We start from the raw sequence: 22,733 nt of genomic DNA on the forward strand, positions 1-22,733 counted from the left end.
CCTTAAAATAAGAGGCTTAATAATATTTGTTTGTAATAAATGTATTTACGCGTATTGTTCTACTGTCATAGCCCAATTCTTTTTTTGTTGCTCAAAGTTCATTTTTATTTGTTGATAACGAACTTTTAGTAATGAATGCTCGTACTTTTTAACGACATCATCACGTTTACTTTCTAGTAGTTGTTTCTTAACCGCGTAATACTCATTCATGTTGGAAACCAGCGCATCAAACTCTAGTTGAAGCTTTTCTGCTATTTGTTGCTTGTCTGCTCGGTGCATGATTTTTTCTTGGGTCACTTTGAGTAACATAGATGCTTCAGCTTTTTCAATTCGAGCTTGAGGCGTCACTCTTAACTTAGAAGCAAGCCCAACTAATGAAGAAAGCTTAATAACCCATTTGGTCGGATCATATTGCCACCAATAAATGCCATTTCGGTAATCATTCTCGAAGATATGATGAAAATTATGGTAACCCTCACCAAAAGTTAAGAATGCCAGAATCCCGTTATCTCTAGCCGTATTTTTATCTGTGAAAGGTTGGCTGCCCCAGATGTGAGCTAAAGAGTTAATGAAGAAAGTTGTATGGTGGTTTAGCACTAAACGCACCGCACCGACGATGAGAAGCATGCCAATCACGTCGCCATGAATAATACCTAAACCAATCGGAACACCAAAATTCATGATTAATGCGAGTGGAACATAATATTTATGTTGCCACATTAGAATTTTATCTTTCTTTAAGTCACGGCAGTTTGCGTAGTCGCTGGTTGCAGCTGTTTTATAGTTACGTAGCATCCAACCAATATGTGAATACCAGAATCCACGTTTTGCTGAATATGGGTCTTTGTCGTTGTTGTCAACATGCTTGTGATGAACTCTATGATCAGAAGACCAATGTAATGCACTGTTCTGCAGAGCAAAGGCACCACCTAAAGCAAATATGAATCGCAAACTTGAATGAGCTTCAAATGCTTTATGTGACCACAAACGGTGGTAACCAGTGGTGATGGAAAGGTTACAGAAGCTAAAGCATATCGCAAGCCATATCCAGTGCTCCATGCCATAGCCATTAAAGTATCCATAGATAGGCGCAGCAACCACTGCAAGTAACATACTGAAAGAAAATACAAAAATGTTAAGCCAAATTAACGGTGGCCTTTCCGTAGGTTGTTCATGAGCAGTCTTCATACAAAATTCCATTGAGCTTACAACTGTTCGCTAGAATATCAGCGTACACGTGTAAGTCAATATTGAAATTGTAAACTGTGATTAGTATGTTTTGCTTCAAATACCTGTATAGTTAGTATTAAATGTAGAATGAAGCAATAAATGGAAGTAGTAAGGGCTAATAAATGGAAATTAGAGTAGCTGAATATAAAGATTACGAGCGAATTGCACAGTTACACGCAGACAGTTGGAAAAAGTATTACCGTGGTATTTTGGATGATGAATACCTAGATAATGATGTGTTAGATGATCGATCCGTCATTTGGCAAACGCGCTTGATAAACCCTCCATTTAATCAACATGTTTTATTGATTGAAGAAGGTGGGTTGTTAATTGGTTTTTTGTGCGCGTTTGGTAACCACAGCTTTGAGCGTGGAACATTTATTGACGCATTGCATGTTGATAGCAACTTCCATGGCAGAGGGGCAGGGAAACGCCTTTTAGCAGAACTGACAGATTGGTTACAGCATTACTTTAATGATTCTGGTTTGTATTTAGAAGTGATGTCGGCGAATACTCAAGCGGTAGAGTTTTACCAATCTATTGGTGGTAAAGAAGAGTTAGAGCAAGTTTGGAACGCGCCTTGCGGAAGTAAAGTGAATGAGAAAGTGTACTCATGGGCATCACCGAGTGATTTAGCATCTAAAACCAAACAGGTTGAACTCTCTCAATAGTTAAATTTCGAGTAAGTGACTTTCAAGGTGACTCGTAAGCAGTAACCATGAGTCGTAATTGGTAACATTGATAAAAAAAAACCCGCAACTGAATAAGTTGCGGGGCTTTATTATTTGAATCCGGTAAGCACCTAAAAAAGATAACTTATCGTTTGTTCTTTAAGTAGCGTTTACGACGTTCTTCTTTCTTCTTGATTTGTTGTTCAGCCTTTAGCGCAGCAGCTTTTTCAACTTCAACCAATTCATGGGTAATCATCTCTGGCAGTTCTAGCGTTACTTTGCCTAAAGTACCGTTGCGAAGCTCATGAAGTAAAATTTCAGAACACTTGTGAATGTCTATATGACCACCTGCACGAAGTGCACCACGCTTACGACCAATTGCTTCCATTAATTCAATGTCAGATTCTGGCAGTTCTTCAATTTGGTAGCGTTCTTGAAGTAGGTGAGGGTATTGTTTTGCTAAATACTCGACTGTGTAAAATGCTACTTCATCGTATTCCATCGCCGTGTCCTTAACCGCGCCTGTTGCTGCTAAACGGAAGCCACTGTGAGGGTTTTCAACTTTAGGCCAAAGGATTCCTGGAGTATCGGAAAGGATTACGCCATTTTGCAGGTTGATACGTTGCTGGCGACGAGTTACCGCAGGTTGGTTACCTGTTACCGCAATTGTACGCCCAGCCAAACAGTTGATGATGGTCGATTTACCCACGTTAGGGATACCCATAATCATTGTGCGAATGTTCTTGCCCATCTGTTCACGGTGTGGTGCTAGCTTACGCACTAACTCCATGACGTGGTTGACTTCGTCTTTATTGCTGGTGGTAATTGCAATCGCCTTAACGCCTTGCTCTTTCTCGAAGTGCTCAATCCACATTTGTGTCAATTCAGGATCAGCAAGATCACGCTTATTAAGAACCTTAACAACAGGCTTATCGGCTTTGATATCCGCAATCATCGGGTTTTCAGAACTAAATGGAATTCGTGCATCTAGTACTTCAATAATGACATCAATTTTTGGGATAACTTCTTCGATTTCTTTTCGGGCTTTATGCATGTGGCCCGGAAACCATTGAATAGACATAGAGATAAACCTTGATAAATATATTTGCTGCACATTGTAAGGGTTCAATGGAAGCTGTAAAGGCATATATGTTGGCGTGTTTAGTTTATTTAATTGGTAAAAGGAAGCTTAAATGGCTTGGTGCGAGATTTTTCTGTTTTGGTAAGCATCCTATACATTAAGTAACTCAAGATAAGTTGCTATGAATTACATGATAATATAACTACTTAAACTTGTTTTGTAGCAGAAGTCTATGTATCTAAAAACAGAGGTAGATGCCCGCTCGTTATTTGAAAAATAAAGAACAGAACAGAACAGAACAAAACAGAGTCAGTAGGTAATTCCACTGACTCTATGATTTAACTTATAGTTTTTCAGGTCTTACCCCTTTCGTGTGGTGTTCACTGATATGGGTTTTCAACCAATTTTCGCCATAGTCATTTGAAGGATCTCGAACTATGGTATGTGGGTGTGTGTTCCAATCGAATCCTGTTCGTTGATCAACAAAATCAATGAGAATACTAGGGCTATTAACTCTAAAAAATACTTGCTCACTCCCATCGCTAGGACCCATCCACATGAAGTAGATGTTTTCCCAACCATCATTTTTAATTTTTTCTAGTTGGCTATCTGCTACATCGTGATCAGCGTTATGTACATACTCTTCGATAAGAATCCAAAGAAGCTCTTTTTGTTGAGCGTTGAGTTGATCTCCTCTGATCCCTCTTTTTTGTATTTCGCTGTCTTTGCTTCCAGGACCAAAGAAGTCTTTAGCTCCATATTTTGTGAAAGGAACCGTGTCATTAATAATTGCTATTGATTTTTGCTTAGGATCTAAGTTGTTAAGTAACTCGTAGCCTCGGCGTCGCTCTTGTGGCAAAAATTGATAACCAGCTTCAGCACCTTCGCTAATTACTGCTGGATCTGAACCATAGAACATAGGAACGAAAGTAGCTTTGCCATCGACAACAGTAAAGTTGGCGGCTAAGTGGTGACCTGTAAGCATGTAACCCCACTTACTTTCGCTTCTAGGATCGCCATAAAAGGAAACCCAGTAGTTGTTTGCTCCTAGACTTTGGTTTTTATTAAAAAATTTCTCTGAAGTTAACTCGCGATTTTCGCCTTCTTTCTTTAGCTGATTGTCACCTTGAATCGCGGCCCAGATTTTATAATAACCTTGAGAGCTGGTTGAGGAGATCAGAAGCTGATGTAATTGGTGGCGTTGTTCTATAGAGAGCCTACCAATAGGCAATCCATTTCTCGCTTGTGAATCAACAGGTGCGTTTGTCCAATAAGTTCGGTTGCTACTGTCACTGAACTTATACAATATGTCGCTTAATTGCTCGTTACTTAAAGCTTCAAGCAATTTGCTTGCTTCCATTGTCATCTGGTTTGAGCTACTGACACTTGTAGGTAGTGTATGTTCATGAACATGGTCAGAATGAGCTAATACACTGGTAGTGAAACCAGTGCTTACAAATGCAGTTACTAGTAGGGCACACTTGATTGGATTTAACTTCATCATTTTCTCTCAGTTGGGTTTGTTAAAATCTACTGAGAATTTTATAAATTACAGTGTGTATTTTTTGTCGAATTCATAACTATTGTGAATAAAAGGATGTGTGGATGATAAATAGATGTGAATTGTAGTGCTTGCTCTATGATATTTCCTCCATACAAAGCGAATAACACGAGGGTGTGATCAATTCGTTCATACCCTGAAATATGCTCACTGCCTAATACATAGCTTGGGTAAAGATGCATTTAAGGACCGTTACAAGTTACAAAAAGCAATTCTCTTTATTTTTAATCTGGAGCGATAAAGAGGCAGTTTGATGAGAAGTTCAATGTTTTACAGCAGTAAAGAAAGTGGCGATGATTGCCACCTTCTTTAATTGTAAACTCAAACATGTGTCGTAAGTATTAAACGATGAAAGTAACAGCCTCCTATCTGAATGAAGGCTGTAATGGTGAAATATAAAAGAGCTAAGCCTTGTTATTGTTTAACAATAAAAAGCATTCCGTCGCCAATAGGGAGAAGTGTTGATACCACGCGATCATCAGCGGCGACTTTATCGTTTAATAAACGTAGTGCTGAAATGTCGTTGTCGTTACGCTCAGGTTGAGCAACCGTCCCTTTCCAAAGAACATTATCAACAATTATGGTCCCGCCAGGTTTTAGAAGTTTATAAGCCATCTCAAAATACGCGTCGTAGTTGATTTTATCTGCATCAATAAAAGCGAGATCAAATGATTCAGAATTATCCATTTGGATTAGAGTCGACAATGTTTCGGTAGCTTCACCTAGTAACAGCGATATTTTATTTTGAACTCCCGCTTGTCTCCAAAAGTTTTGAGCGATGGCTGTCCATTCTTCACTGATGTCGCAAGCAAAAATATGTGCGTCATCAGCGATAGATCTTGCTATTACAGTTGAGCTATAGCCGGTGAAAACACCAACTTCTAAAATCTTCTTTGGTTTAGTTAATGCCACCAATGTACGTAAGAACTGAGCTTGGTCGCTTGATATCATCATACGACGACCTGTTTTTTGATAGGTCTCTAATCTAAGGTTCTCTAGTAACTCGTCATCCTGATTATTATGATCAGAGACATATTGATTTAGTGCAGCATTAAAATTTAGATATTTCATTAGTTTGTACCGTATATTTCATGGAACAGCTTTTTAGCTGTTTTGGGTGTGTTGATTCCAAGGTTTGTGTGAGAAATTGGAATCGTTGTAATTCGTTTGTTTATTCCTGCTGGTGTTGCTGAAATTGCAGGGATACTGAAAAACCTTTCCTTTCCATTTTCGCCAGACAATGCTTTGTCGACCGTAATGATCACATCTGGGTTAATGATTATTATTGATTCTGGTGTCATCGGCTTTATGCCATCAAAACTCGCCGGGTTAACTATGCCAGCCATATTGAGAAGAAAGTCGATGGGTGTTTTTTGTCCTGCGATTAGAAGGGAGTCTTTGCCATAAAGAAAAATTGCTTTCATGTAGGGTAGACTTCTCGTCTGTTTTAATATCGATAGTTCCTCTAGGTCGCTTTCTAAACCTTTAATTAGCGCTTCCCCTTGTTGAGGCAAGTCTAATAAATATGAGATTTCGTGGATTTGTGTATTTAACTCACTCATATTACTCGCTTGCTTAACAATGAGTACTTTGGTTCCTGCTCGTTCTAGTTGGTAGTTCAACGTTGGGTTTAAATATTTATCGTCGCTGATAAAAATGGTGGGTCTAAGAGATATAATTCCTTCAATAGATAGGTGGCTAGGGTGACCTAATGTTGCTATGGCTTTTGCCTGTGGCGGTGATGAGCTGGTTTTATCTGCACCGACAATTTGCTTTCCAGCACCTAGGGCAAATAAAATTTCAGTGATGTTACTTCCAGATGAGACAATACGCGCATTAGTGCTTGCGTTTTTGTTCGCACTTGGACTCGCCTGCGCTTTTGCATTAGCAATAGGCAATAGCGTGCAAAAAAATAATAAACATATGATTTTTTTCATTTGTATGTACCGATAGGTTTGTGCCCAAATAGGGCACAAACGCATTAGCTAAAATTGATAGGACAAGTCGATGTTTAGGCTTCGGCCTTCTTCGTAATATTCAGCTTTCGTATCTGCTTGGCTGTTGTTTTGGATGGCATAGGCTTCATCAAATACATTTGTCACAGACATAGAAAGCACCATGTCTTTAAGGTTTGAAGGAATGTACTCTGCATAAAGATCAACCGTTGTCCATGACGGCACACTTTGGCGCTCATCTTCAGGGATTGGAACAAGTTCACCGCCGCTTTCTATTGAAGCTGTCGGTACTCGGTGGCGTTCAAGGGCATGTGTGACGGTGCCACCGAGTAACCATTCGTTACTTATTTGATTGTTGAGGCTAAAGGTAAACTTATCCGACGGCATGTCAGATAAATAAAGCCCTGTTTGTGTATCTTCACCAACTGTCATCGCGTATGCGGCTGACGCATCCCAATTGCCGTAGAAATACTGGGTTAACAGTTCGCCACCGCGTAAACGTATTTTGTCTCGGTTTACTTTGACACCATCTTTGTAATTGGTGTCGGTATAATCTGTACCGATGTAGTCTTTAATATCGTTTTGGAAAACATTTACTTTCACAAGAAGACCATCATTCGTTGCGAACGCAGAATCCTTCTCAAACGTAATTCCGACTTCTTTGTTCTGAGAACGTTCAGACTTGAGATTCGGGTTCGGCTTAAACCCACGTCCAGATGTGAAAAGTTGAGATATTTGTGGTGCGGTTAATGCTTCGTCATAAGCAACAAATAATGCGAGTTGATCGGTGAATTGCTGATTTACCCTTATCCCTGTTGACCATTGGTTTTCAGCTCTGCCATCGCGTAGTAAAGCTTCACCTTCAAACTCGGCATTTTTTGATTCAACATAAAATTCATCATAGCGAATGCTTGGAGTGACAGTTAAACCATTGCCAATAGTCATTTGAGCATTTAACCATGTCGCCAGTAGATGAGATTGCGCTGAAGGTTCACTTTGCGCAGACTCATCAACCCAGTCGCCATTTTCTAAAGTGTTAATTTTACCGGTGTGAGTTGTGAAGTGACCTGATAGACCGTAGTGAAATAGAGTTTCTTCAAATAGTTGATTTGATAAAGTGTTGTTTGTAAGAATAAACCCGTACGAATCATCGGTAACATCTTGGATATCTGAAGCGACAGCTTCCGAAATATCAGTGTATTCAACCGTGTAATTATCTACTTGGTTGATATAAGCGTTTGCGTGAAGATCTAGCCAATCATTATTAAAGGGGTTGTTACTGTATGCCAGCACAGCATTAGTGTAGTCACGGGTGTTAAGTCCGTAATCTTGGCGAACTTGATTCCATTCTGAACTGTCTAAATAGACACTCAATTCGAGTCGTTGTGTGTCTGTTAGATCATAACCTGACTTGAATAAATAAGATTGATTTTCTCCCTCTGTTTTGTAATAGCGGTCTTCTCCATTAGGCGAATACCCACCGCCGATACTGTATGGTTCGCGTGTGCTATCTAACACTGAAAATAGCCAGTCAAACTTGTCACTGGCGCCATAGAGTGACGCTGAAAGGTTGGTTTGCTCATTATTAGTACGGTAGCCACTTCTCACCATTCCCCCAAATGACTGATCAGTTTTTAAAAGGTCGAGTGCTGATAGAAACTCTAGTTTTATTGCACCAGCCGCTGCACCCGATGATGTGCCATTAGTCACGGTTGCACTTTTCAAAAAGCTAGGAGCAATCGCCCAACTTCCTTTTTTGGAGTGAGAATAGCTTTGTCTTGCTCCATCAATTGAGACGTTGGCATGGTGTTGATCTAAGCCACGAATAGATAAACTTTTAACGGAAGATGTTGGCCCTCCGATAACTTCAATATTGGGGGAGTTTTTGAAAACATCAGTAATGGATTGAGCATTATCGTTTCGAATTTGATCGTCACTAAGAATGCTAATTGATTGAGTGGTTTCAGATTCATTCATGATCCTTGAACCAAGAACGGTGATTTTCTCCAAGTAAAGCATTGGGTTATTTGTTTCAGCGGCAGCAGTACCTGCTGCTAGTGCGGTGGTAATTGCGAGCGAAATATGGCTAATCTTCATAGCAGACCTTAATGTTAATGGTTATCATTTCGGTTGATGCTAATTTTCGAAGTGTGGAAAAAATGTCTAAATTAATAATAAATTTATAAATTGTGCCAATTGGTAGCCATTAGGGTATGGCTTGAGGCTATATTAATTCATCGTGAGCGGAGCGTTTATCTCTCAATTATCACGTATGTTTTGATGCTTTGAATTAACAGTATTGCTGAGTAGCTATTACAATTATTTGCAAAGGAATAATAATAGCTAGAAGGTTAGGTAAAGTATGTTGAGTTGGTTCAGGGCTTTACTCGGAGGATTACTGTATGTGTCCTTAACTATCACATCAGTGCATGCGCAATGGTTAGACGACCTTTACGACGGTAATATTCTCAGTGCAGAGCAAGCAATTATCGCAGGCGCTGATGTTAATGCCTATGATCCCACCTTTGAAACATTCCCCATTTTTGTCGCACTATATTCAGAGCGAATTGACTCTATAGAAATGCTTCACCACCACGGGGCAAACCTAGAGCAAGAAGACGAATATGGTCGAACGGCGATGTTCGCAGCATTAGAAAAAGGAGACTTGCTAGCCGCTCAAATGCTACAAAAATTGGGCGCATCCATTACCCCTAGAGAATCCAATGGAGTGACTGCCTTTCATTATGGAGTGCTTTCAGGTCGAGCAGATATTGTTGAATGGGTAATGTCTGAAGGTGTTGATGTTAACCAAGCGGCCAATGACAATTGGAACGTAATTGATAGCATTTTCATGCTGGAAATGGAGGAGGTTGATCCGCAAATAGGGGAACTCATCCATAGGGCTGGGCTATCTTCTAAAACTCGTTCAGAAGAAGGGTATTCACTTTTAGATTGGGCAATTTCTTATGAGCATGACGATCTCGCTTTAAAATTACTCGTGCAAGGCTATACACCTTATGAAGTGATTGAAGGTACCTCATTAGTTGATTGGGCAGTGGACAGTTCCCCAGTGGTTGCGAATGCAATTCTCCAACTATTGATTGATGATGCATCAAGAAAACAGCCATATCATGATTCAAATTACATGCGTTATCAGCAATTAAGATACAGTGCGAGGCTCAATAATATTGACGTTTTCAACGATCAATTTGACCCTCTTCTTATTGATGAAGTTGACGCCTTTGGCAATTCGTTGCTTCAGATTGCAACGTCATATCAATCAAAAGAAATTCTCGGAATTTTAATCAACAACGGGGCTGATCTAAATATTGAATCCGAGCAGTTAGACTCAAGTATTAACCTTGCATTCTACGGATCTCAGTCTTTTGCTAAATTCTTCACTGAGCAGTGTATTGCAAATGATCGTAGCGATGAATATATACACTTGGGGAGAAATGCTATCGCATTCAATTTCCCCAATATTTTTTATGAACTACTTCCCCTAATTAAGCCAGAAGAGCTACGTGAACTCGATCTCGACATGTTCTCATACGAAGAAGATATGCTAGCCATTTGGGTTGAAAGTGCATTGGTTCATAAAAATGCCCAGCAAAGTATTAACTTGCTTCGTCAATATTTACCAAACCTAGAACAAGACAATCTATTTATTGAAGCATTGAAGAAAACGGACGTTTCAACATTAAATTCGCTAGAACACAATGAATACCTAGCCCGGTTATTGGCAATGGATGTTGATTCACTATCAGAAAGAAATCAGGATTCATACCAACAAAATATTTCATTTCTGACTGAAAATATTGATCAGAAATTAAGCGTAGAAGAGATTAATAGGTTGGCAGAAAACCTTCTTTATAGCGGGCATTATTCAACAGTCATAGATTTACTTAAGGTGCACCAGCCACAAGATCCAACTTATTGGTTACTTAGTTTATTCGAGAGTGAACCGGAAGAGGACAAACAACACTTATATGATGAAATAGCGAATCAGTTAGTGACTTCTGGAGCACAATTGATAACCGAAGATATCGATGACTCCAGCCCATTGATATTGGGTTTTGGGCATGTTTCTGATTTGATTTGGGAAGGATGGCTTAGCCAAGTCGACCTCGCCAAGTTGACAGAAAACGACAGCGCTTCATTGATACGTACCGCGATAGAGAAAAGTAACACAGCAATCGCCAAGCTTATTGAACAAAAAAAGTTGGTATATCAACCGAGTTGGAATGAGCTACTTTGGCGTGCGATTGATAAAAAACAATACCCGCTAGCATTCAGTCTTTGGAGCCAAGGTGCTTATAGTGAGTCTTGGGACAGTTTTGGCATCCCGCTTATAACCAAATTATATTTAAGCTCTAATGATATTGCTTTCGAGCGTTGGGTGGCTGCAAGCCCAGTGGCTATCGAAGTGCTTGCTTTTGCTCCAGACCATCAGGAAAAATCGTTGCTTAGCTACGTGCTCAAAAACAATGATAGCGATTCATATCAAATACTTGTCGATAATGGATTGCAGATGTCTGTCGAGGTTGTTGGTGAAATTGCACAATACTCATCAGCTAACATGGTACTGGAACATCTGCCAAAATTGTCCAAAAGTGAACAGCAATTCTTGCTACAAAAAACCATAACTGCCAATAATTTTGAATTGGTTAATGCGTTATTGGAGCACGGAGTCAACCCGCATCAAAGAAATGAAAGCCGTCGAAACTCGTTTGATTTAGCGATTGATCAAGCAAATTCACAGATCATGGCGTTGTTAGATAGTTACTACCAAGTACCAGACGCTAAGTCGACTTCAGGGGAGTTGTTTGATGACCCCCATGTCAGATACTGGTCATGGTTAAATAATTTGGGTGATTACCAAACGCTTATTTCAAGTGTTGAGCGAAATGTACTCTCAGGGAATCCTCACCCCTTCGCTCGACATATTTGGTTAACTGTGCACGATAATCAGCGGGTGTTACCTAGCTCTTTCGATGATGTAGACGAGGGCTTAGTGAATGCCATGGGGGCGGGTTTTAAAGCTGAATTCTTAGCGACTGAAGGGAAGTGGACAGAGGCGATTACCGAATATGAAAAGGTCACTCTCACCGAACAAGACTTGTGGTTGGTGAACAGAATCTCAGGTCACTACATCGATAATGGTGTTTTAGAAAAAGCGTGGGATTCATTAGAACAAGGGATAAAAATCAGCCCTAACTTCTGGCAGCTAAACTGGCGCTATTTTGGCAGCGATTGGGTGAATAATGAAGCATTCAGAACTCGTCTAAAAACACTGATTTCAGACATTAGATTGGAAGGTACGATAGCTGTTGATATGGGTGAAAGAATCCTAGCAGACAGAGCTATCGACGACGTGAACTTACGAGAAATGAAACATAAGTGGCTAGATAAAACTTATGACTCTCGCTTAGCGACCTCTTTAAGCTACTTCTATTCAGGACGTGATTTTCAAGAGCGTTCATTGTCTTTACTTCAACAAGCGGTATCGAGTTACCCGTTTTATTCAAATGTATCGAAAATGCATGAGAATCTAGCCACACTCGGGCGTCATGAACAACTCGCCGCTAGCGCATTACTTCGTGCCCGATGGTATAGCCAATTATTGGATACTTGGGCGGATAAACAACAACGTTATACTGCTTCAGCTTATCGCCAGAGCGGAGATAAAGGCCGCGCATACGACATATTTTCCTCTATCGAAAACCCAGATTCTGTTTTACTGGCGCTCAATCGTGCAGCGCTTTATATGACAGACAAGCATTACGCTAAAGTTGTCCGTACGCTTGAGCCATTTTTGACGTCTGGTGAGTTAGGAGAATATGAATGGAGGATTTATATTCAGAGCTTGTCCTATATAGGTGAAACCGCTTTAGCGATAGATGCATTCAAGAGCGCATTGTCGTTTATTTCTTATCCTGAAGCTCGTTTATATCTCGAAGGAATCAAGCAATACAACAAAGCAAATATGCCCAAACAAGCCAGTGAGTTACTTGAATTGGCACTGAAATCTCACCCAACAAATGTATCTCTTAATCAGGAATACGCTAAGCAACTGATTAAAGAGCACCAAGCTGACAAAGCCGTAGAGCTTCTCAATAAGGTAAGTGATGTATACCCAGAAGATAAATCACTCCTAAATGCCTTATTTAACGCCTTGGTGGCTCAAGATACTGAGCTGTCAGCGAAGCGACATTTTTTTGAGAGAGCAATGCAACAGGCTTGGAATGACACCTTGCTTGATTTGGTTGCCGATAAATCAAGTGATGCATCTAAAGTCTGGTTAGCGTTGCTTGAGTCAGACCCTACCAACTTTAATGCAACGTTACAGATGCTAGAAATTGAAGCGTTAAAAGATGATTTTGATGCTGCGTTGAACTGGTTAAATAAAGCCGCCCTGATTATTAATTCTGCCTCAGAGAAAAATGATTGGGTATGGAATAAAACTTGGCTAGTGAACCGCCAAAATAAGCGTTTTAAATTGCCTAAAGAGGATTTACAAAAACACCTGAAAGATTGGGAAAGCTATAAAGATAACTTCGGATATTTAGTGACTTACCATCGAAATGCGGCTGAGATTTATTTTGCGATGGATGATTTCGCAAATGCAGGAAAGCATATCAAGCTCTATAGTGAACTGTACCCTGACAGCACCAATGTATATACGATACTGGTTCAGAATTACCATAATTATCTGCCTAACTCTTCTGTTTATGGGTATGGCTATCGAATGGTAAAACGAGATCCTTATAGCGGAGGGAAGGTAAATACTTTTGCAAGAAATGCGCTTTATTGGGGACAAGGGACGGATGCGATAGCACTTAAGTTTTTGAACGATGCAAGAAGTCGAGGCGTAAAAGTAAGCAAGAAGCTAGAACAAAAAGCATTGAGTGATTTAGGTGACCATTTAGCTGGATTTCTAAGTTACCGATTCGATAGAGGTATCTCTTCTTCACTGAGATATGTTGGTTGGTTTGATTCGATGCGTGAAGAAGCGTTATCTGGTGAAGGTAATATTGTTCGACAACGAGATTATAACGGTTTGGCTGAAGTAGAAATCGTTCTGCCAAATGGCGAAGTTTACCTACAACGAGATGATCCTAAAATTGGAAAACCAGTCTACATGAGCAAGGGTGCCTCTTATTTAGAAATTGCTTACGACGAGCGAGGAAACCTCACGCTAATTAAGAGTGCTAATGGCAACTCAGTTGAATTGATATACGACCTAAATGACAATATTTCCTTAATGCTCACTCCAGAAGTCGAGATGTCATTTCAATACAATGCGAATAATAAACCGATTGAAATCGCGACGAAGGGGCTAGGATCTTTAATAGTTGAGTACGACAGTGCTGGTGACATTACACGCACCTATAGCGAAGAAGGGCACAAGCTTGCACTGCGTATAACACAAAGCTTTCAAGCGATGATGTCACTTGTTCAAAGTACTCAAACTGCGCAAAGAGAATACCGATTACCTGAGATCAATAGGCAAGATGATCAAATTGAAAAACTCGAATTTGATTATCGTAATGCATTCTATTCTGATGCACCCGAATCTACGCAAGCTATCTTCAATAGTGGATTAGCCTTAGCGATTCATTTGTCAGAAAACCTGACCCACAACAGTTCGTATGCTTCAGAGCTTCTGGAGATAAGTTACGAGACTTTTGAAAATTACCAAGCGGATGATAAATGGCAAGAATCCGTTGCTCAGTTCGTTAGGTTTTGGTTTGAAACTCAAAGTAAAACTCGCCCTTTAGGTTTATTTGAAGAAGAGCTAGCCACCGTTCAAAGTATGCGTGTTTGGTTAAACCGTCACAGTGATAACAGTGCAATTAAAGCGATTAGTGATTCCATTAGTCATATTGCCTTCAGAGAAATCCAAGAACAGAGCTGGCGACAAAATAGCATTCTCTCAAATACTGGTTATTGGTACAGAACCTCATTGCCTGATATTGAGGGGTTAGAGCTAGATGCTTCTGAAGTTACGTCAATGCTGGCGCTTGAAAATGGTGATGTTTTGGTTGGTACGCAAAATGGGCTCATTCTCAAGCGAGACAACTTTTGGAGCTGGTTCAACTATGACGGCGTAAGTCGTAAGCTGATTAGAAGTGGTGACAAGCCCGACTCTGCAATGCGAATGAATGTAGAGAATATCGTTCAGTCGAATAGTGGGTTTATTTACATCGCAACTCAAGGTGGATTATTTGTTAGCGACAGTGAAGATAAAGTCGTTCGCTGGAATGGTATTGAAGATGACCTGACTTCTGAGCTCATTGCTCATGTTGAAAATGATGACAACCAAATTTGGGTAGCAATTGAAAGTCAAATTATTCAGTTGGATGAATCAAAAAGCTCGGCATCTACCGCGCTAGAATTAGACTTTACTATAGATGAATTCAAACGCCTTGATGATGAGCACTGGCTCGTGCTTTCTGGAGAGAATTTACATTTAGTGGCAGAAAGCGGTCAATCAATATTGATAACGGCGGGCGTTGAATTTTATGTGTGGCGAACCGATGAGAGCACATTGTGGTGGTGGGATGGAAAAGTTCTCCAATCTCGCGAGTACTACGCTGGTGAGCTTGATAGCGTAAATATAATTGCAGACACAAGCACTTTACCGATGAGCCAGCGTGTTATTGGATTTACCGAATTAAACGTTCCAGAACTAGGGAATTCACCTGTCGTTTTAACCGATAAGGGGCTCGGGGTTTGGCATAAGCAACGTTTTCATTTGATTGAACTGCCATATGAGGAATTACGTGGTGGGCTCAGTGTAGGACCGATTGCGGCTGCCAGTAACTCAGCTGGAGACTGGACTTTGCTTACTCAAGAAGGAGTTTATGATTTTGCACTAAGCCGTAGTAGCCGCTTTGATAGCTTAGGTAAAACAACCGACCTGAGATACATCGAAGAATTTGGGATGACATTTGCCGCCACAGGCAGAGAGATCTATGCCTTCTTCGAAGAGGAAGAAAGTATCGAACCTATAAGATTCAGTGGTGTTAACGCGAGAGTGCTTCGTCAAACGTCATCAGGCGATTTGATAACTCACGATGGGCGAACGGTGGTTAAGATTGAAGTCGGCTCTTCAGATACTATTGAATTATTTGATGCAACCAGTGAACATGAAAACCGAAAAATTGAAGACATATTTGTAGATACGGATGATTCAATTTGGGTCGTTGCAGGCGCCGACTTATTCCATTGGAATGAAGGAGAGCTTGAACATTTCAATTACTACATAGACCCTAAACGTTTCCCTTCTCGCAGTAACATGCTGGTTAAAGTCTTTAGAGATTTACAAGGGGACTTGTATGTAGTGGCTTCCGATGAAGGGCATTTAGATCACCAAGGCGTTTACTTAGACGGCGGGCTATTAAAGCTAGGGGAATTTGGCTTTGAACGAGTAAAAACCAGTGAGAAGCCTAATTGGTTTACGCTGGGTTACACACCAATATCTAATGATAAAGCGATCGTTTCAACGGGAAGAAGTTTCTTACTTGATAACAAAGGCAAATGGCGTTCATTCGAGACGGCAGGAGATGTGAGCTATCAAGAACTTCATGATCGTACACAAATGCTATTTCTTGGTCGACAAGGCGTAAAAATGGGCAGTGATGATGCTTGGTTATTCCCTTCGGCTGCCGGGGTGGTTATGTACCAACAATCAGGATGGCTTTACCCAGATAGGCTCAACCAGCTCTTGATCGAAGATCAATCATTTGGTCAATATGGTGCTCGTGTTGTTCATGCAGTGAGTGTGGATGGGCAAGGTAGGGTCTTTGTTGCCACCGACCTCGGTGTAACCTTGTATAACGCTGGTGGATTGGCTTCATTGCTCAGTGATCATGATATGGGAACCCAAGTCTTTTTAGCTTCCAATACCGATATTCAAAATGAAATATCTTCAGTATTTTTAGACAACATCCCTAAAGATTCGGAGCAAGGAAAGCTGATTTCAAAGTATCACTCCGTAGAAGATGAAATTGAGTTGTTGGAGGTTGAGCTAGAAAGCCAAACCGACAGAGAAAATTCGGTAATGACCGAGATCAGCAAGATAGAAAACCCAAAAAACAAAACGGCTAAGCAGTTACAAAAAGAACTTAAGCGTAAAGAGCGGTCAAGACAAAGGCTACTTGCGAATTTAGAACGCGATCATACCGCTTTGTACCAAATGCTACGTGTTGACCCACGCGAAATCAGTGCTCTGAACGATAAGCTCAATTCGGAACAATTACTGGTTCAATTCATCCCAACTCCGGATAAATTACTGACTCAAGTGGTTTCCAAAGAGGGGGCTAATGTGTTCGAGATAGCCGTTAAACAGAGCGAACTGAATCGTCACATTTCGCTAGTGAATTATGGGCTTCGTCAACAAGCGCTAACATTAAATGTCGAAGTCGAAAATGCACCATTTGAACAAGTTCGAGGGTTTATAAAATCGGGTCCTACGGGGAGTAAAGAGGAAGTGATGCAAAGCCTATCATGGCTTTACGATAAGCTTCTTCGTCCGATAGAAGGGCTGTTAGATGATAAACAGGAGATTTACATCACCCCTGCTGGTCAATTGAACTATGTGCCATTTGCTGCGCTCATTCGTTCAAACGAGCCTAGCCTAGAGTACGCCATTGAACGGTATCCAATCGGTATATTACCTTCTCTTTACCATTTTAATTTGATAGCTGATGGGGAAGAATCCTTAAATGATATGGCGCTGTTTGTGTCTGATCCCGATGGGTCGTTACCAGGCGCAAGGCATGAGGTACAAGCCATTGAAAGTATTTATTCTGATGAATCAATCGTGCTGGAAGGCGAAGAAGCATCCATTGATGAACTTGAAAGTTACGCATTTGATAGCCAAGTAATCCACTTTGCAACACATGGGGTTCTAGATTCACAGGATCCAGCAGATAGCTTCTTGTTAATGGCTAATAATCAACGTCTCGGTGTTATTGATATATCAATGATGGACCTGCAAGAAACTGACCTTGTTGTGTTGTCTGCTTGTGAATCGGGAATTGGGATAAAAGGCTTAGAATATGCGTCTATGGCAAGAGCATTTGCCCACGCTAAAGTGCCTACGGTGGTGGCGAGTTATTGGCAAGTGAATGACGCCGCAACATCAGAGTTAATGCGCATTTTTTATAATGAACTGAAAACGCCTAATCAAAATAAATTTGTCGCGTTAGCTAAAGCGCAAAGAGCGATGATAGCCAAGCAGGGAGATCTTGCAGACCCTGCCGCTTGGTCGAGTTTCGCTGTGTTTGGTAAGCCCTAGTATAAATTCGGTTAATTATTAAGCAAAAGTGTGATGCTTCACTCACTGAATTATTCAAAGTGATTCATTATTAAATAGACATCACCGAAGTTATCTATCGATTTTTTCTATCGAAGCACCTATTAATTAGGGAAGGACCTCTATATGAAATTGAAAGCGCTTAGCATACTTATCGCCTCAAGCTATGCCTGCATGGTTACAGCCGCGGATATGAATGTGAATCAAGAAGCAAAAGCTGCTAAAGATCCGCACATTGCAAACTTGTCTCTTGTCCAACAATTAGCGGATGTAGGTTTTGAACAAAAAGATCCATTGATACTCATGACTGCCGCGAAAATATATGCAATGACACCGACTAAGGAAATGGAGCGAACTAAAGAGTCTGAAGGCGGTGTCGAATCTAAAAAAACTACGGATATGACCGTTGATTTTGATAGCTTGCTTGATTATGCCAAAGAGTATTCTGGGGATAATGAATCTTACTTAGCAATGATCTCAGAAATTGAGAGTGTTAAGACGAGAGGTAGAACAAGCGGCCCTGCGATTTCTACTGACAGAGTCGAAGCGGGAGCGACAGATACTTATTATATTCGTTATAGAGGAGACCGACTCGCTGAATTAATGATAATTGGTGACGGTGATACCGATCTAGATGTGTATGTTTATGATGAGAGAGGCAATAGCATCTGCAAGGATGATGATTACTCAGACAAAATGTATTGCAGCTGGGTACCGGCATGGACTGGTGAGTTTGAAATCAAAATAAAGAACCGTGGCAATGTTTACAACGTGTACGACATCTTGACTAACTAGAGTAGCTTAACCCCACCAACTTTGGTTGTGTTGGTGGGTGAAAATCAGATTCTGTGAGTACTTTGGGCGTATTGCGTCCATATTCTATTTTGACTTATGTTAACTAATTAACTAATTAACTAATTATCCAAATATCAATTTTCCCTTCTATCTATGCTTATTGTGCTTCGTTATCAACGAGCATCCAAAAGTGACCCGCTTGATTTTCTATAAGCAGCAGCTCTCTTTCTTCTGGGGGGATTCCGCGTAAATGAGAAACTAGATCTTCAATGACTGGTAGCTTATTTGCATAGTAAGAGTGTGACTCAGGTATGCTCCAAGGCGCGGCATTTAATTCGCTCGTGTCAATGATATCAATGCCGTCAACAAGGCTAACAGGCATTCCCAATCGTTGAACTTGATTGACTTTCTCAGAAGCAAGTAGGGCACCATCATTTTCAGAAGTGTAAATCGCCCAGTTATCAGCCAATGACATAATTCTTGGGGCTATCTGGTGCGTGAACCACTCACTATCAACATCAGGCGCTGCAAGAATGACACTCTTAAAAATCGACGGTTTTATTGTTGAGCCCTGCACCGATTGCAAAGCCAGTTCATTCAAACCATTTAGAAGCACTTGATTACCCATGCTGTGAGCAACAATATGAATGTTTGCATCACCGTGTTTAGATTTTAGTTCTGTCATAAATTGAGCAAAGTGGGTGGCACTCCACATTGCATCTTCCCTGTCTGATGCGTAGTCGAGAAGCGATGCATTCGAAGGCCATGAAAATAAGATAGGGACGCCAGAAAAATTGAAATCATACGCCATTTGAGCGGTTCGCTTTATTGCAGACTGAAAGGCAACGTTATAACCATGTATGTAGACAATAATGCTCTTTTCCCAATCACCAGTTGCAAGTTCGACAGGGAGTTCAGACCAAAATTGGTCTGGGCTATATTCGGTAATGTCTTGAATAAGAATATGAGAGTCAGCTTGCTTAAGCCATTTAAGCGTGAGGAATGGCTGCTCAATTTCACCTTTCTTGTGATTTCTAGGAATGGACACATTTGCTTTGCCGACGCGTAACGGCTTATCTAGGTCACGCTTGCCATTGTAATACATATTTTCATTAGCGAGTTCTGGCTGACGAGTGGTGGCGTAGAAGACAGTTTGAATGTGAAACTCACTGTCATTAATACTACGAGACGTGAATTTTGGGGATATTTCTAAATGATGAGCAAGTTCACCTACCGTTTCATACAACTCATCTGGTTGAGCTTTTTGAGCGGATTCAAAGGCGGTGTGGTGTATTTGAGCAATTTGGTCAAATGAGAGTCCAAGATCATTTACATAATGGGTTTTAGGGGAAAGAGCTATTAAAGAGCCAACCAGGGCGCGGCTTGAATTTAGCGCAATCATTAACGAATCAGTTAATTGCTTACACTCAATTGCGATGACCGTGAATGGCTGACTTCCCTGTTTATCAATTTTAAAAATACCTTCTGTATGCTTTGTTATCCATAACATTGGATGACTACGATTATTATTGTTTGATATGAACGGGCTTTCGGAGCTGGTAATGGTCATGGGCTTTAATTGATGAGACCCGAACAAAGGTTGTAAAAAGTCATGGCTTTGAGGACAGTCTGCCGAAGCCGAAGCCGAAGCCGAAGCCGAAGCTAAAACTAAAGCTAAAACAGAAGCGAAAGCAATACTTGGCAATAAAAGAATAGGAATAACAACGTGCGGTAGTTTGAGCTTTAGCTTTCGCCCTAGGCTTGATCTTAGCCGATTAGAGCGAAAACCTGTCCATGTCGTAATACGCATAATAAGTCATTCCTTTAATAAGGGGAGCACAACGGTCGTGATGAATGATGTGTTTTCATAATTATAGTAAATGACGATCTACACTATGACTATACTGATATTGAGTTCTAAAAAGAGCTAGATAATTAAAATTAGTCACTTAATAGAAGCAATGCAGTCAGCATGGACTTTGACTGGCTTCAGAAAGGCTTAAAAGGGGAGTTATATGCGTCCGTTGTTCATTATCTTTATCGCGCTGTTTTCACAAATGATATTCGCGGCAACAAATCATGCTTTGGTTGTGGGAGTGTCTGAATATCCTAACTTAGAGCCTAGTTTATCTCTGAATGGACCAAAGTATGATGCACTAAGAGTGCAAACTATGCTCCTTCAACAAGGTATGGTGGAGGGTAATATTGAACTGCTAGCTGATGGTGTCGAAGGTTCTATGTTACCAACCAAGCAAAATATCATTGATGCGATTTTTGCTATTGAGAAAGATCTGTCGGCAGGAGACTTTGTTTATTTACACTTTTCTGGGCATGGAAGCCAGCAGCCAGTAAAAGATTTACAAGATAGTACTGATGCAATAGACGGGCTTGACGAGATTTTTTTACCAAGAGATGTGGCGAGTTGGTCGAAGGAACGAGGAGAAGTGCCTAACAGTATCACTGATGATGAAATCAATATCTTAACGACTAGGCTTCGTAACAAAGGGGCGAATGTTTGGGTTGTCTTTGACTCGTGTCACTCAGGGACTATGACTAGAAGTATTACTGGTCAGAGTGTTAGGTCAAGAAATGTGAGCCTCGACCAGTTAAAAGGCAGTGGACCAACTGAAAAACAAAGTATTACAAGAGTCGGCAATGATTTTAATCTTTCTCCAGTGACTCTTACGACTAATGCGGGTGCATTGATCAGCTTTGGAGCCGCACAAAGTAATGAAGAAGCGCCAGAAATGGACTTGTCATTTGGCGAGTCTAAATCACCTCAAGGTCTGTTCACTTACACCTTAACCTCCCTAATCAGCCAAAACCCCAACCTGAGCTACAGGCAGCTTGCCCAAAGTGTTTTATCGGCTTACAACGGTTTTCCTTGGTATCGCACTACACCATTGTTCGAAGGGAAAGAGCTAGATACGCCAATTTTTCACCGCTCTGGCGAAGTGCATGTTCGTTACCCCATGAAGAAAGCGAAAGGGCAGTATTTTATTCAAGCTGGTCAAATTAATGGTCTCGAAAAAGGCGCAATTGTAGAAGTGTTTGCTGATGTATCTTCTCAAGAGCCATTAGCGGTTATGGAAATAACTAAGAGTGATTTGGCAACCAGCGAAGCGATATTACGTAGTGGAGAGGTCAATAAAAAACGCGTCTTTGCACAGCTACAAAGCCCTGCTTATCCATCTGCAATAACGTTTAAATGGCAAGAAAGCCCGAATGAAGCATGGCAGAGTGCTTTGTCCAGCCATCTAAAGACAAACGATTTTTTGAATAGAACCATCGAATGGGTTGAGGAAGATAAAAGCGCAGATGTTTCAGTTTATGTGGCTGAAGATAGAGTCTATTTTTTCACTCTAGCGAATATTGAACTCCCTTGTGAGCTAGATAGTACTAAAGAAAAAGCGTGTCAGGTTTCTAATCCAGAGTCACAAGAAAGCTACCTTTCATTACCAATTTCAGACAGTACCCCTTCAGATGTCCTGAATAATGGATTAATTCGCTTGGTTCGTGCGCATAATTTGAAACGTTTATCGGCAAAGTTGACGGGGAAATCCAGCATCTTATCTGAAGTGTATCTTAATGAGGATCCAGTCGAACTTGATAACGTGGTGGTTGCTGGTGATGGGGATGAGCTACAAATGAGCTTTGTTAACCAAACTCGTAAACCCGTTGATCTAATTGTTATGTTTATCGACAGTGGCTTGGGCATCACACAGGTATTTCCTGAACCTGGTTACAGTGGCCGATTGTTTGCTGGTGAATTTGCTGAATTCGAAGGTGTGGTAAGTAGTGAAGAGACGACAGGAGAGGAACAATTCATTGTCATTGCGGTTCCAGCAAGTAGAGAAGCGCCGACTGTTTCCTTAGCGCATTTACAGCAAGAACCTTTAGAGAGCGGTTCATTTGAAAAACGAGTACAGACAAAGTCCCGCTCTTTGGGAAGTACTGAAGACTTATTTGCACAAGCTCTGGGTGATCTCCCTCAGCAAAGAGCGTTCAAAAAACGAGAAAAGTCATCCGACAAAGCTGCCATCAGTGTCATTCGCTTGCAGACTCGCTAAGAAGTAAGAAGTAAGAAGTAAGAAGTAAGAAGTAAGAATAAAAAATA

Annotated in this window: 11 protein-coding genes; 4 read left to right on the plus strand and 7 right to left on the minus strand. The window is 40.8% G+C overall.

Annotated features, from left to right (window positions below; genetic code table 11):
* Nucleotides 1-45: 45 nt before the first annotated feature.
* Nucleotides 46-1,188, minus strand: a complete 1,143-nt coding sequence (locus F0226_RS12060) for a fatty acid desaturase (protein WP_171735870.1) — start codon at nt 1,186-1,188, stop codon at nt 46-48.
* Nucleotides 1,189-1,352: 164 nt separating this feature from the next.
* Between F0226_RS12060 and F0226_RS12065 the strand changes: the two genes are divergently transcribed.
* On the plus strand, nt 1,353-1,901 hold the full coding sequence (locus F0226_RS12065; protein ID WP_171735871.1) for a GNAT family N-acetyltransferase: 549 nt from the start codon (nt 1,353-1,355) through the stop codon (nt 1,899-1,901).
* Nucleotides 1,902-2,046: 145 nt separating this feature from the next.
* Here the strand turns inward: F0226_RS12065 and ylqF are convergent, their stop codons facing one another.
* From ylqF to F0226_RS12090, 5 genes are all read right to left on the minus strand, one after another.
* The gene (ylqF, locus tag F0226_RS12070) at nt 2,047-2,982 is read right to left on the minus strand and encodes a ribosome biogenesis GTPase YlqF (protein ID WP_171735872.1); all 936 of its coding nucleotides are present in this window, start codon (nt 2,980-2,982) and stop codon (nt 2,047-2,049) included.
* 343 nt (nt 2,983-3,325) lie between these two features.
* Nucleotides 3,326-4,486: a DUF3500 domain-containing protein gene (locus F0226_RS12075; protein ID WP_171735873.1), complete on the minus strand. Its 1,161-nt coding sequence runs from the start codon at nt 4,484-4,486 to the stop codon at nt 3,326-3,328.
* Between the two features lie 471 nt (nt 4,487-4,957).
* On the minus strand, nt 4,958-5,614 hold the full coding sequence (locus tag F0226_RS12080) for a class I SAM-dependent methyltransferase (protein ID WP_171735874.1): 657 nt from the start codon (nt 5,612-5,614) through the stop codon (nt 4,958-4,960).
* Nucleotides 5,614-6,480, minus strand: a complete 867-nt coding sequence (locus F0226_RS12085) for an ABC transporter substrate-binding protein (protein ID WP_171735875.1) — start codon at nt 6,478-6,480, stop codon at nt 5,614-5,616. Before F0226_RS12085 ends, F0226_RS12080 begins: the two co-directional genes overlap by 1 nt.
* A gap of 48 nt (nt 6,481-6,528) precedes the next feature.
* Nucleotides 6,529-8,595 carry a TonB-dependent receptor gene (locus F0226_RS12090; RefSeq protein ID WP_171735876.1) on the minus strand — a complete coding sequence of 689 codons (2,067 nt, stop codon included), beginning with the start codon at nt 8,593-8,595 and terminating at the stop codon, nt 6,529-6,531.
* A 265-nt stretch (nt 8,596-8,860) separates the two neighbouring features.
* Here F0226_RS12090 and F0226_RS12095 point away from each other — a divergent pair, with 265 nt between their 5' ends.
* Nucleotides 8,861-17,803, plus strand: coding sequence for a CHAT domain-containing protein (locus F0226_RS12095; protein ID WP_171735877.1), 8,943 nt, complete (start codon nt 8,861-8,863; stop codon nt 17,801-17,803).
* 144 nt (nt 17,804-17,947) lie between these two features.
* Entirely contained in the window at nt 17,948-18,616 is a 669-nt protein-coding gene (locus tag F0226_RS12100) for a hypothetical protein (RefSeq protein ID WP_171735878.1), read from the plus strand.
* Between the two features lie 157 nt (nt 18,617-18,773).
* Here the strand turns inward: F0226_RS12100 and F0226_RS12105 are convergent, their stop codons facing one another.
* Complete coding sequence (locus tag F0226_RS12105; protein WP_171735879.1) at nt 18,774-20,426, minus strand: alpha/beta hydrolase; 1,653 nt, start codon at nt 20,424-20,426, stop codon at nt 18,774-18,776.
* A gap of 205 nt (nt 20,427-20,631) precedes the next feature.
* Between F0226_RS12105 and F0226_RS12110 the strand changes: the two genes are divergently transcribed.
* Complete coding sequence (locus F0226_RS12110; protein WP_171735880.1) at nt 20,632-22,686, plus strand: caspase family protein; 2,055 nt, start codon at nt 20,632-20,634, stop codon at nt 22,684-22,686.
* Nucleotides 22,687-22,733 lie beyond the last annotated feature (47 nt).

This window comes from Vibrio sp. 99-70-13A1 (assembly GCF_013114625.1).
Taxonomy (GTDB): domain Bacteria; phylum Pseudomonadota; class Gammaproteobacteria; order Enterobacterales; family Vibrionaceae; genus Vibrio.

What these genes read in the sequence shown, in the direction of transcription:
- F0226_RS12060 (WP_171735870.1), bottom strand. Translation starts at nt 1,188, where the DNA reads ATGAAGACTGCTCATGAACAACCTACGGAAAGGCCACCGTTAATTTGG.
- F0226_RS12065 (WP_171735871.1), top strand. Translation starts at nt 1,353, where the DNA reads ATGGAAATTAGAGTAGCTGAATATAAAGATTACGAGCGAATTGCACAG.
- ylqF (WP_171735872.1), bottom strand. Translation starts at nt 2,982, where the DNA reads ATGTCTATTCAATGGTTTCCGGGCCACATGCATAAAGCCCGAAAAGAA.
- F0226_RS12075 (WP_171735873.1), bottom strand. Translation starts at nt 4,486, where the DNA reads ATGATGAAGTTAAATCCAATCAAGTGTGCCCTACTAGTAACTGCATTT.
- F0226_RS12080 (WP_171735874.1), bottom strand. Translation starts at nt 5,614, where the DNA reads ATGAAATATCTAAATTTTAATGCTGCACTAAATCAATATGTCTCTGAT.
- F0226_RS12085 (WP_171735875.1), bottom strand. Translation starts at nt 6,480, where the DNA reads ATGAAAAAAATCATATGTTTATTATTTTTTTGCACGCTATTGCCTATT.
- F0226_RS12090 (WP_171735876.1), bottom strand. Translation starts at nt 8,595, where the DNA reads ATGAAGATTAGCCATATTTCGCTCGCAATTACCACCGCACTAGCAGCA.
- F0226_RS12095 (WP_171735877.1), top strand. Translation starts at nt 8,861, where the DNA reads ATGTTGAGTTGGTTCAGGGCTTTACTCGGAGGATTACTGTATGTGTCC.
- F0226_RS12100 (WP_171735878.1), top strand. Translation starts at nt 17,948, where the DNA reads ATGAAATTGAAAGCGCTTAGCATACTTATCGCCTCAAGCTATGCCTGC.
- F0226_RS12105 (WP_171735879.1), bottom strand. Translation starts at nt 20,426, where the DNA reads ATGCGTATTACGACATGGACAGGTTTTCGCTCTAATCGGCTAAGATCA.
- F0226_RS12110 (WP_171735880.1), top strand. Translation starts at nt 20,632, where the DNA reads ATGCGTCCGTTGTTCATTATCTTTATCGCGCTGTTTTCACAAATGATA.